The 13,092-nt window shown below is 61.9% G+C and carries 12 protein-coding genes; 2 read left to right on the plus strand and 10 right to left on the minus strand.

Annotated features, from left to right (window positions below; all coding sequences use genetic code 11):
- Positions 1–62 precede the first annotated feature (62 nt).
- The 3 genes from CLU87_RS07635 to CLU87_RS07645 form a co-directional block, all read right to left on the minus strand.
- The gene (locus tag CLU87_RS07635) at positions 63–281 is read right to left on the minus strand and encodes a hypothetical protein (protein WP_099730045.1); all 219 of its coding nucleotides are present in this window, start codon (positions 279–281) and stop codon (positions 63–65) included.
- Positions 282–467: 186 nt separating this feature from the next.
- Positions 468–1,139, minus strand: a complete 672-nt coding sequence (locus tag CLU87_RS07640) for a glutathione S-transferase (RefSeq protein ID WP_099730046.1) — start codon at positions 1,137–1,139, stop codon at positions 468–470.
- Positions 1,136–2,137 carry a rhodanese-related sulfurtransferase gene (locus CLU87_RS07645; protein ID WP_099730047.1) on the minus strand — a complete coding sequence of 334 codons (1,002 nt, stop codon included), beginning with the start codon at positions 2,135–2,137 and terminating at the stop codon, positions 1,136–1,138. Before CLU87_RS07645 ends, CLU87_RS07640 begins: the two co-directional genes overlap by 4 nt.
- 91 nt (positions 2,138–2,228) lie before the next feature.
- Here CLU87_RS07645 and CLU87_RS07650 point away from each other — a divergent pair, with 91 nt between their 5' ends.
- Complete coding sequence (locus CLU87_RS07650; protein ID WP_099730048.1) at positions 2,229–3,869, plus strand: HD family phosphohydrolase; 1,641 nt, start codon at positions 2,229–2,231, stop codon at positions 3,867–3,869.
- Between the two features lie 289 nt (positions 3,870–4,158).
- Here the strand turns inward: CLU87_RS07650 and CLU87_RS07655 are convergent, their stop codons facing one another.
- The 3 genes from CLU87_RS07655 to CLU87_RS07665 all read right to left on the minus strand — a co-directional run bounded on the left by CLU87_RS07655 (position 4,159) and on the right by CLU87_RS07665 (position 7,424).
- Positions 4,159–5,205 carry a porin gene (locus CLU87_RS07655; protein WP_099730049.1) on the minus strand — a complete coding sequence of 349 codons (1,047 nt, stop codon included), beginning with the start codon at positions 5,203–5,205 and terminating at the stop codon, positions 4,159–4,161.
- 162 nt (positions 5,206–5,367) lie between these two features.
- Positions 5,368–6,354, minus strand: a complete 987-nt coding sequence (locus CLU87_RS07660) for a tripartite tricarboxylate transporter substrate binding protein (protein ID WP_099730050.1) — start codon at positions 6,352–6,354, stop codon at positions 5,368–5,370.
- A gap of 74 nt (positions 6,355–6,428) precedes the next feature.
- Positions 6,429–7,424, minus strand: a complete 996-nt coding sequence (locus CLU87_RS07665; RefSeq protein ID WP_099730051.1) for a tripartite tricarboxylate transporter substrate binding protein — start codon at positions 7,422–7,424, stop codon at positions 6,429–6,431.
- A gap of 111 nt (positions 7,425–7,535) precedes the next feature.
- Between CLU87_RS07665 and CLU87_RS07670 the strand changes: the two genes are divergently transcribed.
- Entirely contained in the window at positions 7,536–8,312 is a 777-nt protein-coding gene (locus CLU87_RS07670; protein ID WP_099730052.1) for an IclR family transcriptional regulator, read from the plus strand.
- Between the two features lie 68 nt (positions 8,313–8,380).
- Here the strand turns inward: CLU87_RS07670 and CLU87_RS07675 are convergent, their stop codons facing one another.
- From CLU87_RS07675 to CLU87_RS07690, 4 genes are read right to left on the minus strand one after another with little or no spacing between them, the layout of a single operon-like run.
- Entirely contained in the window at positions 8,381–9,610 is a 1,230-nt protein-coding gene (locus tag CLU87_RS07675) for an acetyl-CoA acetyltransferase (RefSeq protein WP_099730053.1), read from the minus strand.
- 32 nt (positions 9,611–9,642) lie between these two features.
- Positions 9,643–11,118: a carotenoid oxygenase family protein gene (locus tag CLU87_RS07680; RefSeq protein WP_099730054.1), complete on the minus strand. Its 1,476-nt coding sequence runs from the start codon at positions 11,116–11,118 to the stop codon at positions 9,643–9,645.
- A 21-nt stretch (positions 11,119–11,139) separates the two neighbouring features.
- Positions 11,140–12,099 (minus strand): nitronate monooxygenase family protein, encoded by a 960-nt coding sequence (locus CLU87_RS07685; RefSeq protein WP_099732091.1) that lies wholly within the window; start codon positions 12,097–12,099, stop codon positions 11,140–11,142.
- The gene (locus CLU87_RS07690) at positions 12,099–13,076 is read right to left on the minus strand and encodes a tripartite tricarboxylate transporter substrate binding protein (RefSeq protein ID WP_233193735.1); all 978 of its coding nucleotides are present in this window, start codon (positions 13,074–13,076) and stop codon (positions 12,099–12,101) included. The genes CLU87_RS07685 and CLU87_RS07690 overlap by 1 nt, the downstream gene beginning before the upstream one ends.
- Positions 13,077–13,092: the final 16 nt, after the last annotated feature.

A 13,092-nucleotide genomic window follows, 5' to 3' on the forward strand; every position in this document is an offset into this window, starting at 1 on the left:
AGCGCCGGTGTTCCTGCTCCGAGCGCAGTCCCACCTGGTCGCATGAAAGCGCACAAGGTTGGCTATCTAAGCACCATGTCCCCTGCGTCCAGCGAAGGAGGACGCAAAAGGTCTTCGTTGATGCCCATGGTCTGACTGGCGCGTTCTACGGCCTGCCACAGTGGCGCAGGCATTTGCAATATCTCTTCCGGCGACGCGGAGCGCGCGATCCATGCACTGATTTGCAGGTGCTGCTCGTGGGTGAGCAGGTCCAGGTTCAACATTTCATCGATGATTTTCATGCAGGGGCTACAGGGTCGATGGGGTGGCTTGGAGGTGGCTCTGCGCGGTAAAGCCCTGAGGAGGCTGTGCTTTGCATGAAGCGAAGAGGGGTTGCTCCGTGACAACCTCTAGCGTCACGGAGCATGGTGTTTTGTAGAAGAGATGGTACCCAAAGCACCGATCTCAAGCGGTCCAGTGCGACAGCTTCAGCCTGGCATACCGGTGCCATGCGGGAACGGTACGCCTTGTGTACCGTCAACCCATGGGGGCAGTTTGGGCATCACCTGGCCAAACAGCGGACTGGCCTGCCATTGCGCCAGCCAGGCCTGCAGGCGGGGCCACGGCTGTGCGGTCCACCAGTCGGCATCAATGCCTGCAAACTGCCGCACAAAAGGCGCAATCGCCATGTCGGCCAGGGCCGCATGGGTGCCGAACAGGTAAGGCTGATGTGGTGAGAGACGGGCCTCCAGCGCACCCAACCAGGCCACGGCTTGGGCGTGTTCCGCGTCCATGTCAGCGTCCGGGTATCTGCTGGGGTACTTGCACCGGTCCAGCGCCTGCTTGAACGGGCCATCGCATTCGGCTATCAGCGCGAGCATGTCCTCCAGGCTGCCATGGCAGGGGGTGAGCCAGCCTTCAGGGTCGTGGTGTCGCAGCGCCCACAGCATGATGTCCAGGCTCTGCTCCAGCACCTGGCTGCTGGGCAACACCAGCACGGGCACCGTGCCCTTGGGCGATGCCTGCAGCAACCCCTGAGGCTTGCTTTTGAGCACCACCTCGCGCAGTTCGCAAACCTGGCCGCTCACGGCCAGGGCCAGGCGGGCGCGCATGGCATAGGGGCAGCGGCGGAACGAGTACAGGACGGGCAGCGCGGTCATGTTGTGCCATCCATGCCATCGTCCTCCGCGTGCTTGGCCACAGCGCGTGTGGGGCTGCAGGGTTGCTGCGCGCCGATGTGCTCTTGCCCACGCTGCCGGGCCAGCTGCATCTGCCGCTCGCGCTCGGCCAGGGCGCGTTCCTGCTCGGGTGTGCGGGTGCCGTGGCAATACGGGCAGCTCACACCGGGCACGTAGTGTGGCGACTGCAGTTCGGCTTCGCCCAGCGGCATGCGGCAGGATCGGCACAGCTGGTGGTGGCCCGGCGCGAGGCCATGGCCTACGGACACGCGTTCGTCGAACACAAAGCAGTCGCCGTGCCAGCGGCTGGATTCTTCGGGCACGGTTTCCAGGTACTTGAGGATGCCGCCTTCCAGGTGGTACACCTCGTCAAAGCCTTGCGACTTGAGGAACGCGGTGGACTTTTCGCAGCGGATGCCGCCCGTGCAGAACATGGCCACGCGGGGCTTGCCAGCCAATACGCCGCCAGGCTGCGATTGCTGTGCCACCCAGGCCGGAAACTCTGCAAAGGTCCGCGTGTGCGGGTTGATGGCGCGCTCAAACGTGCCAATGCCCACCTCGTAGTCATTGCGCGTGTCCACCACCACCACGCCCGGGTCGTCGATGAGGGCGTTCCAGTCTTCGGGCTTCACATAGGTGCCGGCGTTGCGCGCGGGGTTCAGGCCTGGCACGCCCAGGGTGACGATCTCGCGCTTGAGGCGCACGCGCATGCGGTAGAAGGGCATGCGCTCGGCCAGCGCCTCCTTGTGCTGCAGGGCGGCAAAGCGCGCATCGCTGCGCAGCCAGGCCAACACCGCATGCACGCCCTGTGGTTCGCCCGCAATGGTGCCGTTGACGCCCTCGGGCGCCAGCAACAGCATGCCGCGCACGCCGTTCGCGTCGCACAGGGACTGCAGGGGCTCGCGCAGGGCGGCAAAGTCTGGCAGGTCCACGAACTGATAAAGCGCGGCGGTGAGATAGCGGGGTGTGACCGAGTCCACGAAAAAGGCGTTTTTGAAACAGGAAGGGGGATGATAGCTGTCACCTTTCGTTACGATGCGGGGTTACCAACGCTGCTTGCAAGGTGGTCGCATGAGCAAGGAATCCACTCTCAATCTGTTCCGTCGGCTGGAGCAGCTCAATGGCATCGGCGCTGCGCTCTCGCGCGAGCGGGACATCGACCGGCTGCTGGAGAACATCCTGGAGGCCGCCAAGACCATCACCGGAGCCGACGGCGGCACGCTCTACAGCGTGACGGAAGACCAGTCGGCGCTCAAGTTCGAGATATTGCGCACCGACTCGCTGGGCATCAACCTGGGGGGCACCACGGGCAAACCCATCGACCTGCCGCTGTTACCGTTGCGCACGGCCGACGGCGGGCCCAATGATTCGCTGGTGGCGGCCCACGCGGCCATCCACGACCGCACGGTGAACATTGCCGACGCCTACAGCGCGGCAGGGTTTGATTTTTCGGGCACGCGCGCGTTTGACCAGCGCACGGGCTACCGGTCGCAGTCGTTCCTCACAGTGCCGATGAAGAACCACGACCTCGAACTTATCGGCGTGCTGCAGCTCATCAATGCGCGCGACCCGGACACGGGCGAGGTCATCACCTTCTCGCAAGCCGACCAGAGCCTCGCCGAGTCGCTGGCCTCGCAGGCGGCCATTGCGTTGACCAACCGGCTGCTCATCACGCAGCTCGAACGCCTGTTCGAGTCGTTCGTGAACCTCATCAACCTGGCCATCGACGAAAAATCGCCCTATACCGGCGGCCACTGCCAGCGCGTGCCCGCGCTCACCATGATGCTGGCCGAGGCCGTGGATGCCACGCGCGAAGGGCCGTTGGCCGCGTTCAAGATGAGCGACCGCGACCGCTACGAGCTCAAGATGGCGGGCCTGCTGCACGACTGCGGCAAGATCACCACGCCTGTGCACGTGGTGGACAAGGCCACCAAGCTGCAGACCATCTACGACCGTATCGGCCTGGTGGACACGCGGTTTGAAGTGCTCAAGCGCGATGCCGAACTGGCCGCGCTGCGCCGCCAGCTGGCGCTGCGTCCGGTGGTGGACGCGCGGGCTGAAGGCCAGGAGCTGCAGGCCCTGCAGCACGAGATCCATGCGCTGGAGGAAGACCGCGAGTTTCTGCGCCGCAGCAACACCGGCACCGAGGCCATGCGCCCCGAAGACCAGCAGCGCGTGCGCGACATCGCCGCCATGCGCCACTGGCGCAACCCGCAGGGTGTGCAAACGAGCTTTTTGACGGGGGAGGAGGTGGAGAACCTCACCATCCGGTCCGGAACGTTGAACCAGGCCGAGCGCGACACCATCAACTACCACATCGTTGCCACCATCAAGATGCTGGAGACGCTGCCCTGGCCGCGCCACCTCCAAAACGTGCCCGAATACGCTGGGGGCCACCACGAACGCATGGACGGCAAGGGCTATCCGCGTGGCCTCACGCGCCAGCAGATGTCGCTGCAGGCCCGCATGATGGGCATTGCCGACATCTTTGAGGCGTTGACGGCCGCAGACAGGCCCTACAAGAGTGGCATGACCCTGTCGCAGGCGCTGGCCATCATGTGCAGGATGCGAGACAACGGGCATATCGACCCCGACCTGTTCGAGGTGTTTGTGCGGGAGCGGGTTTACCTGCGATATGGCGAACAGTTTCTGGATGCGGGGCAGGTGGATATCGTGGATATCAAAGCATTTGGATTTGATGTTGCCACTTGAGGGCGTAAAACTAAGCTGGACTGGGTTGCAATGGGGCATGCTGGGCATTTCTTCAACTGCCTAGTGCGACAAAGGCACCAATCATCTTTAAGCGCTGGTAAGTTACCTGACGTCACATCGCCGCCATCGGAGCGCATCAGCTTCTGCAAAGAAAAAAGCCCCTGACGCGGACGCCGGGGCAAAACCTTGGAACCATGTTTGCATTCGCGCGCAAGACTTTCGGATGTCCGTGACCTCCACCACGGGTCACGGATGTTGCGGGCTCTGCTGTTGATGTGTTTGGCGTGAATCAGAAGCTGTGGCGAATTCCCAAGTCGTAACCCGTGGAACTGCGGTTGGCAGCGGTTGTCGCCCCATTCAATGCAATCGAGGCGCCATTTTTGTTGCTCACATGCGCAGCCGTTGCATACAGTGCGGTGCGTTTGGACAGGTTGTGCACGTAGCCGAGGGACAGCTTGTTACTCTTGGCGTCAGGCAGGCGAGCGGTGCCCTTGTAGGTGGAATAAGAAGCCCTGATTTCACCGACGCCCACAGGCGCACTCAGACCTGCCAATACACCCTTGCCGGTGGGGCCTGCCGAAACTTTGTCCTGGTCTACGATGCCAAAAAGCTTCACGACCTTGAGGTCGTAGCTTGCGCCTACATTGGTTGTCTTGATGTCACCGCTTGCCAGCTGGGTCACCGAGGTGGCCACCGCGATGTTCAGCGGCCCATTGGCGTACCCGACGCGTACGCTTGAGCCAGTCCCATCGCTGGAGGTAGCGGTACCACTGTTATTCTCACCACGGTAGTGCTGGAGTTGGCCATACCAACCGCCCAGGCCGGAAGGCAGGAAGTAGCTGATGCTGTTGGAGGCCCGCACATTGGTGCGCCCTCCAATGTTGTTGGCGATCTGACTTGCGCCCACGCCGTTGTAGGTGAAGGGGTCGAACCAGACATAGTTCCAGAAATGTGGTGTGTAGTCACGACCCAGACGGACCTCTCCGAAGGCTCCATTCAGACTGACGGTTGATCGTCGGTTGAATGTCAAGCCGCCAGCCGTTGTCAGCCCGCTGGTCTGGTTGTTGGTGTTGGTGGCTTGACCAAGTCCATCGTCGTTGCTGAAGCCCGCTTCCAGCCAAAAACCAGCGGCCAGACCTCCGCCAAGATCTTCCGTGCCGCGGAATCCCAGTCGGGTGGTGGTATTGCCCGAGTTTGTCAGTTGCTGCTTGTTGCTCACGGAGCCATGGCCTACCGCTAGCGTGGCGTCTACGACACCGAACAAGGTGACGGAGGACTGGGCGAACGCGCTGTAAGAAGCGGCGATGGCTGCCAAAGTGATCAAACTCTTTTTCATTTCATGGGTCTCCAGTTAAAAAAGTAAGCGAGGTGGAAAGATGGGCGTAGCCATGCCAACGGCGTACACCGTTCTTCTTTGAGAGCACAGGGGGAAAGCGAGAAAGCCTGTGGGCCAACGCTGTGGTCGGCTCACTTGGGGCGCGCAGAGGAACTGCGGTGCTCAGTCGAGCCGAGCACCCGCTCGACGAACCAGGCCGGTCCAAAGGGCATGGTCGCTCTGAACCTGGCTGGCGAATTCAGCGGTGGGCATGCCTCCCGGCTCATAGCCCATTTCACTCAATTTGGCAGACACGACCGGATCACGTACCGCTGCAGAGATGGCCATAGCGAGTTGCTGCACGGTTTGCGATGGGGTTTTGGCGGGGGCGAAGACACCGCCCCAGCCCACTGCTTCAAAACCGGTGTAGCCGAGTTCTGCCATCGTGGGAACTTGGGGGGTGAGGCGGGAGCGGCGTTGGCCTGTGACTGCAATGATCTTGACCTTGCCGGAGGCCAGATGCGGCTGCAGAGTGACGTAGTCCGAGAACATCATCGCGATCTCGCCAGTCATCAGCGCCAGCACAGCCGGGGCGCCACCTTTGTAGGGAACGTGAGTCAGATTGACTCCACTGGCTTCCGTCAGCCGGAACCCGTAGAGATGCGGTGTGGATCCATTGCCGAACGAAGCGAACTCCAGCGGTGTTGCGGCACGCTTGGCCTGATCAACGAATTCAGCAAGCGTGGTGCCAGGCACCCGTGCGGTACTCACAGCCAGCCAAAGGGGTGCACTGACCAGAGTGGTCACTGGCACAAGATCCCGCAGAGGGTCGTACGGCAATTTGGACAGCAGGGCACTGCTTTGCAGCAGCAAGGGGATATTGACCAGTAGCGTGTGGCCATCCGGTGCGGCCTTGGCCACCAAGTCGTTGCCGATCACGGTGCTGGCACCGGGCTTGTTGTCTACCACCATGGGCTGGCGCAAGCTTTCAGCCATCTTCGTCGTCACAAGACGTGTCACGGAGTCCGTGCCGCCGCCCGCAGGAAAGGGTACGACCCAGCGTATGCCGCGGGTTGGATAGTCTTGTGCCGAGGTTTGGGTAAAAGCCATCAGGCCCGCAGCCACTAAAAGAGCAGTGCGCACCCAGCGAGGGGAGAAAAGATGGGTCATTGTTTTGTCGTGTTGTGAAGTGCAGGGGCTAGAGGAAGGGCATACCCGTCGTAGGGGGTCCCACCCTCGGGTGTTCAGTCCAGCTTGACGCCCGCTTTGCGGATCATTTGCCCCCAGCGCGCCTGATCAGTACGTACCTGGGCTGCGAACTGGGCTTGCGGCTTGCCGCCAGGCACATAGCCCAGCTCGCGTGCCTTGGCCTGAAAGTCCGGCTGCAGCACGATCTTCTGGACTTCGCTTTCAAGGCGCTTGACCACTGCCGGCGGCGTTTTGCCCGGCAGAAACAGACCGCCCCAAACGTCGGCCTCGAATCCGGGATAGCCGAGTTCAGCCAGGGTTGGTACTTGGGGGGTCAGCGCGGACCGGGCTGAGCCTGTGACCGCCAGCAACCGGACTTTGCCGGACTCCAGTTGGGGTTTGAGCGTGACGTAGTCCAGAAACACGGCGGTGATTTCGCCGGCGAGCAAGGCAAGCATGGCTGGAGAGCTGCCCTTGTACGGGACATGCGTCATCGTCAGTCCGTTGGCTTCGCTCAGTGCGTGGCCCAAGAGGTGTCCTGATGAACCTGGGCCGATCGATGCATAGTTGTACTCACTGGGGCGGGCCTTGGCTGCGGCCACATATTCTTTCAGGCTGCGGGCTGGAGTACCGGTGGCATTCACGGCAAACCACAAGGGCGAAGTCACTAGGTCTGTTACTGGGATCAGATCGACTTGAGGGTCGTAAGGCAACTTGCTGTAGAGGCTGGGCGTTTGCACCAGCAGCGGCACGTTGAGCAGGATGGTGTAGCCGTCGGGAGCAGACTTTGCGACGAAGTCACTTGCAATGATGCTGCTGGCACCCGGCTTGTTTTCCACGATCACGGGCTGGGCGACAGAGTCCGCAAGTTTTTTAGCCAGCAGTCTTCCTAGCACATCACCCCCGCCGCCGGGTGAAAAAGGCACCACGATTTTGATTGTCCTGTTGGGGTAGTCGCCTGTCTGCGCCCCTGCATGGCCGGTCATTGCAAACAGCATTCCGCATCCTAGGGCGAGGGACGGTATCAATTTGCCCACATATTTTTTCAACATCTTTTGTCTCCAGTTGGTTCTGTGTTTCAGGGTCTGCGCCCTCTATCTCGATACCAATTAAAAGATATAAAATCTCACTACTCAATCAATATCATTAAATTTTCTCAATACATGAGAGTTGAATCCAAGATTGCCGGTGCGCAGAGCGCTTCCAAAGTGCTTTCTCTTCTGAGGCAGGTGGGGATCCACCACCCGCAGGGAATTCGTCTGACCCAGTTGATAGAGGCGACCGGGCAGGACCGCTCTACCGCGCATCGTCTTTTGGCCTGTTTGATCGAGGAGGGTTTTGTGGAGCGGGCCCACCCGACCAAGCTCTATCGCTTGGGACTGGAGGCCATGCAACTGGGGCTTGTGTCTGCGGGGATGGCACCGGTGGTAGAGCGTTTCCGGCCTGTGATGCAACGTGTGGCGCGGCAGACCGGTGACACGGTCTTTTTGATCGTGCGCAGCGGAGATCACTCGCTGTGCTTGCACCGCGAAGAAGGAACCTACCCCGTCAAGGCCTTTGTCATCGAGCCTGGCTCGCGCCGCCTGCTGGGTGTGAGCTCGGTAGGCTTGGGTATCCTCGCCCGATTGGACGATGCGGAGGTGGCAGACATCTACGGTCGGCATGCTAGCGAGTACCTTTCGTGGGGGGTGACGCTCGATAAGCTCGGGGGATTCCTTCGGGAAGCGCGCAAGACGGGATTTGTCGAGATGCGCGACCTGAAGACCGAGGAGACCGCCGGGGTGGGGTGCGCATTTCGCCTCTCCAGCAACAGCTTTGCAGGCATCAGCATCGCAGCCATCAACTCCCGCATGCCTGTGCAGAGGCGACGTGAGTTGGGGGCGCAGTTGAAGGAGGAGCTGCATCCCTTTGAATGGAGCTCTGCCAAAGCGCAGTCTTAACAAGCACAGCTGACATTCACACAGCACCAATCGCAGGTAGCGCGGTGCGGTGTGGCCCCCACAGGGGGCTAACGCTCCACGACGAAGCTCACCACGGTGCCGAATGAGCCGCCAATGTTGAGCGTTTGTATGCGTCGGGCGCCCTCAATCTGGCAGTCCTTCGCCTGCCCTGTGACCTGCCGCGCCGCGTCGAGCAGCATGCGGCTGCCAGTGGCGCCTACGGGGTGACCGCAACCGATCAATCCGCCGCTCATGTTGATGGGGCAGCTTCCACCCGGCGCTATGACTCCCTCTTCCACCGCCCGCCAGCTTTCACCCGGGGCGGTGAGACCGAAGTGATCTATTGCCACGTACTCGGTGGTCGTGAAGCAGTCATGGGTCTCAATACCATCCAGGGCGCCCACACCAGGTACGTTGGCGCGACGCCAGGCGTCTTCCAAAGTCTGTCGGAGGTGGGGGAATACGTAGGGCATTTCCTGGCTGCGTTGAAACTTGTCGAGCAATCGCAGGCCTGCGTTGCGGTGGCCCCAGCCACTGATGCGCGCAAGGCCGTCCAGCGTCTGTCCCGTGCGTTGCGCGTGGGCTTGTGCAAACCGGGGTGATGCCAGAACCACAGCGCAGGCCCCATCGGTGATCTGCCCACAATCCTGGCGGCGGGTGCCGGGTTCGATCAGGGGATTGGCCTGGTCGTCGTCGGTGAAGCTCAGTGCGTCAAATTGCCACTTGCGCGTTTGCGCCAGCGGATTACGCCGGGCGTTGCTGTAGTTGATTTCGGCGATGCGGTTGAGGTGGCGGCGATCCAGGCCGTAGCGGCGCTCGTACTCCTGCGCCACCCGTCCAAAGGCCGCTGGCCACATGAACGTGCATTCAATTCCCTCATGCCCTTGCCAGCCTGCGGCGTTCTGGTTGATGGAGGACGCGTTGCCCGGCAGATTTTTTTGCTCCTCGGCGCCCAGCACCAGCACGCAGTCGTAGCGGCCTGCTTCGATTTCGGCCATGGCCGCCAGGATGGCCAGGGATGATGAGGCGCAGGCTCCTTCGTGGCGCATGGCGGGTACACCCCACAGCTCAGGGACTACCTGCGCCACCATGGCGCCCAGATGGGCCTGCTGGCGCTGCAATTCACCAAACGCGTTGCCGACGTGGATGCTTTCAATCGCGCTGGCGTCGAGGCCCGCCGCGCTGATAGCACCCAGCGTGGCCTCGCGCATCATGTCCGAAATGTCCAGTCCCTGACGCGACCAAGCGGTGGCGAAGTCGGTCTGGTAGCCGCCGAGAATGTAGGTGGGTTGATTCATGGGTGTGTCTCCTTCAAGGGGCGCTTGGGCTGTCAGGCCAGGCCAGGCCAGTCGGTTTGGATCTCGCTGGCGTCTGCCCAGCATGAATGGGTGCCGCTGCTGATGCGATGCGGCAGCTTGATGCGGGCCACGGGGCCCGCCGCCAGATCGCGTGCGTCGAGCACAAGGCACTCCGACTGATCGGTATTCATGTCGCTCACGAACGTGACGACGTAGCCATCGTCCTCGCTTTGCGCGTCATGGCAAGGCGCCATTGGGGATTCGCTGCCAAAGCGGCCTTCGCCAAACAAGTACTGCTGCGATGCACCGGTGGTACGGTCGTAGCGCATGACCCCATCAAACAGGAAGGAGCCTGGGTGGGCGAGCATGTTGTAAGAGTAGCGGTACGGCTTGCCCCAGTACTGCGTGTTGATCATGCCGAACTCGAGGTAACGCTCATCAAGTCGCCGCTCAGATACCTTGCCTGTGCTCAGATTGAGTCGCCATTCGTAGAGGGTAGGGCCATAGCGTTCCGGACCCAGCGTATTGCCCGAGTTGTCATAGCCTGCCTTGGGCATGGGTGTTTTCTGGTGGAAGCCGTGCAGTACCAGCTCGTCACCTTCTTCCCAGGCATTGAGCCAGTGCAGTACATAGGTGGGGCTGGCCTCGAACCAACGCACGCCCGTCTGCGGCGCGTGGCGGCGCGGCAGCACCGCAAAGCGCGCTGGCTGGTCCTCGCGGTAGATGAGCTTGTGCTTGTTCTGTGCCAGCAAGGCTTCGTCCCAGTGCAACTGGAAATCGTTGAGGATGGCAAAGTTCTCGGTGAACACCATGTCATGCGGCAGGCGTGGGCCAGGCAGAGGCACTGGAACGTAGTGCACCAGGCGGTTGTTTTTATCCACCTCGCCGTAGTGCATGTAGGGCGCCTCTTTGCTGTAGTTGAAGAACAGCAAGTCACCCGTGCGGGGGCAGACCTTGGGGTGGGCTGAGATGCCGTTGTGCGGCATGACCTGAGCGGCCCACGCGTCCACGCCCAGGGGCTGCAGCGTACGCGCATCGAACCGGTAGGGTTCGCCGCATTGGTAGAACGTGGTGAGGGCGCTGCCCGCATGCACGATAACATCGGTGGCCGAGGTGTCCTTCAAGCCGCCGCGCGCGCCCCAGCCTGGACGCTGCGCCACCGAGGGCCGGTCGATCAGACCGGCGTACAGCGCCTGACCGGCTGCCTGCTCCTCCATGAAGCCCTTGGTGCGCAGAAAGCGGTTGCGGTACTCGCACCGCCCGTTCTGAAAGCTCAGCTGGTGCAGCATGCCGTCTCCATCGAAGACATGGTAGGTGCCCAGTGGCTGGTGCACTGGGTTCTGCGTGTTGCGCAGGTACACCCCGTTCAGGCGCTTGGGAATCTCTCCGATCACCTCAGGGTCGGTCACGGTGTACTCCGTGTAGTTGGGCTGGAAGGCCCCCGTCATGTAGGGATGGTTTCCCGGCACCAGAGTCGGTTTCACCTGGTCAAAAATTTCGGTATGCATATCGTCTCCGTTGTTGGTTGATCAGGCCGCGAGGGCGGCAAATCGTTGGCGTGCGGTTTGGTATTCCTGTGCGAGCCGGTGGACCACGTCCTCTACCCGCTCCACTGCCTTGACTGCGCCCAGGCCCTGGCCTGCGGCCCACACATCGACCCACTTGCGCGCTGCAATGGGCTTGCTGCTGTCATACTGGCGCGCGGGTGCGGCCGGCATGTTGTCGGGGTCGATGCCCAGCGCACGCAGCGACGGTTTGAGCCAGCTGGCCGGTGTCCCGGTGATGCCGGGGCTCACGATGAGGTCGTCGGCGTTGCTGTCCACCAGCATCTGCTTGTAGGCTGGGTCGGCCATGCTTTCTTCGGTGGGGATAAAGCGCGTTCCCATGTAGACCAGGTCGGCGCCGCTGGCGATGGCTCCCGCCACGCCCCAGCCATCGCTGATGCCGCCGCCCACGATCACAGTGCCATCAAAGAACTCGCGCACCGCGCTGACGAAAGCAAAGGGCGACAGGTGCCCCGTGTGGCCCCCGGCCCCCGCGCATACGCAGGCCAGACCGTCGGCGCCTGCGGCGACGGCCTTGCGCGCCAGTTGGAGGTTGATCACATCGGCCACCACCATGCCGCCGTAGCCGTGTACCACCTCCACCACGGGCTTGGGGCTGCCCAGCGCCGTCACCACGATGGGTGGCTGGTAGCGTGCAATCAGCTCCAGGTCTTCCGCCAGCCGTGTGTTGGAAGAGTGGGTGACCAGATTGGCGCACCAGGGGCCAATAGTCGACGCCGGCTGCTCGTCACGCAACCGTGCCAGACCCTCGGAGATCTGCTTCATCCAGTCATCGAGTTTCGCGATAGGCCGCGCGTTGGGCGTAGGAAAGGCGCCAACGATGCCCGCCTTGCAGGCGGCCAGCACCAACTCGGGGCCCGACACCAGAAACATGGGTGCGGCGACCACGGGCAGGCGCAGTGCCCTGGGCCATTCATGGGACATCATTCGCTGGCCTTGAAGCCGGAGATGCTGACCGCCTCGGACCAGCGCCGGGCGTCGGCCTGTACGAACTGGTTGAATTCGTCCGGTGTCATCGGCAACGATTCAAAGTCGAGCGCACGCCACTTTTCGCGCAGTTCGGCGCTACGTAAGACCTTGCCCAACTCGGCGTTCAAGCGCTGTATGGTCGCATCGGGCGTGCCAGCAGGGGCAGAGATGCCTGACCAGATGTAGATTTCCAGGTCTGGAAAACCTTGTTCCTTGAAAGTGGGAACGGTTGGCATCAGGGGGGAGCGCAGGGGGCTGGTCACCGCCAGCACTTTCACTTTGCCCGACTCCACATGGGGCTTGACGGCCAGCAGCGGCAAAAACGCCGCGTTGACTTGGCCTCCCACCAAGTTTTGCACCGCCGGTGGCGTTCCGTTGAAAGGAACGTGCACAAGTTGCAAACCGGTACGCTGGTTGAGGATCACCCCTGCGAAGTGTGACGAGTTGCCTGCCGTGAAAGACGCATAAGACACGGGGTCGGTTTGCCGCCTTGCCCAAGTCAGGAACTCCTTGACATTATTTGCTGGAACGTTGGCATGGACTGCCAAGACCATGGATGCCCCGACAAATCCCGTCACCGATTTGAAGCTGCGTTGCGCGTCATAGGGCAACTTGCTGAACGTGAAGGGGTTAATGGCTAGCATGCTGGTGTTGGTCAGCAGCAAGGTGTAGCCATCGGCCGGTGCATTCATCACGGTCTGGGCGGCAATGATTCCTGAGCCGCCAGGTTTGTTGTCTACCAGCATGGGCTGCCCGGTGTTCTTCTTGAACTCTTCGGCGACCTGGCGCAGTGCGCTGTCGAGTGTGTTGCCCGCCGCGAAGGGCACGACGACGCGCACAGGGCGCGAGGGAAAGGCCTGGGCCTGAACAGCAGGCACTAAGGCGCATGCGGCCAGGGCCAGTGGCCATTGCATGAAGCTGCGTTTTTTCACTTTTTGTCTCCTTGTT

Source organism: Acidovorax sp. 59, assembly GCF_002754175.1.
GTDB classification, from domain to species: domain Bacteria; phylum Pseudomonadota; class Gammaproteobacteria; order Burkholderiales; family Burkholderiaceae_C; genus Acidovorax; species Acidovorax delafieldii.

What these genes read in the sequence shown, in the direction of transcription:
- CLU87_RS07635 (WP_099730045.1), bottom strand. Translation starts at nt 281, where the DNA reads ATGAAAATCATCGATGAAATGTTGAACCTGGACCTGCTCACCCACGAG.
- CLU87_RS07640 (WP_099730046.1), bottom strand. Translation starts at nt 1,139, where the DNA reads ATGACCGCGCTGCCCGTCCTGTACTCGTTCCGCCGCTGCCCCTATGCC.
- CLU87_RS07650 (WP_099730048.1), top strand. Translation starts at nt 2,229, where the DNA reads ATGAGCAAGGAATCCACTCTCAATCTGTTCCGTCGGCTGGAGCAGCTC.
- CLU87_RS07655 (WP_099730049.1), bottom strand. Translation starts at nt 5,205, where the DNA reads ATGAAAAAGAGTTTGATCACTTTGGCAGCCATCGCCGCTTCTTACAGC.
- CLU87_RS07660 (WP_099730050.1), bottom strand. Translation starts at nt 6,354, where the DNA reads ATGACCCATCTTTTCTCCCCTCGCTGGGTGCGCACTGCTCTTTTAGTG.
- CLU87_RS07665 (WP_099730051.1), bottom strand. Translation starts at nt 7,424, where the DNA reads ATGTTGAAAAAATATGTGGGCAAATTGATACCGTCCCTCGCCCTAGGA.
- CLU87_RS07670 (WP_099730052.1), top strand. Translation starts at nt 7,536, where the DNA reads ATGAGAGTTGAATCCAAGATTGCCGGTGCGCAGAGCGCTTCCAAAGTG.
- CLU87_RS07675 (WP_099730053.1), bottom strand. Translation starts at nt 9,610, where the DNA reads ATGAATCAACCCACCTACATTCTCGGCGGCTACCAGACCGACTTCGCC.
- CLU87_RS07680 (WP_099730054.1), bottom strand. Translation starts at nt 11,118, where the DNA reads ATGCATACCGAAATTTTTGACCAGGTGAAACCGACTCTGGTGCCGGGA.
- CLU87_RS07685 (WP_099732091.1), bottom strand. Translation starts at nt 12,099, where the DNA reads ATGTCCCATGAATGGCCCAGGGCACTGCGCCTGCCCGTGGTCGCCGCA.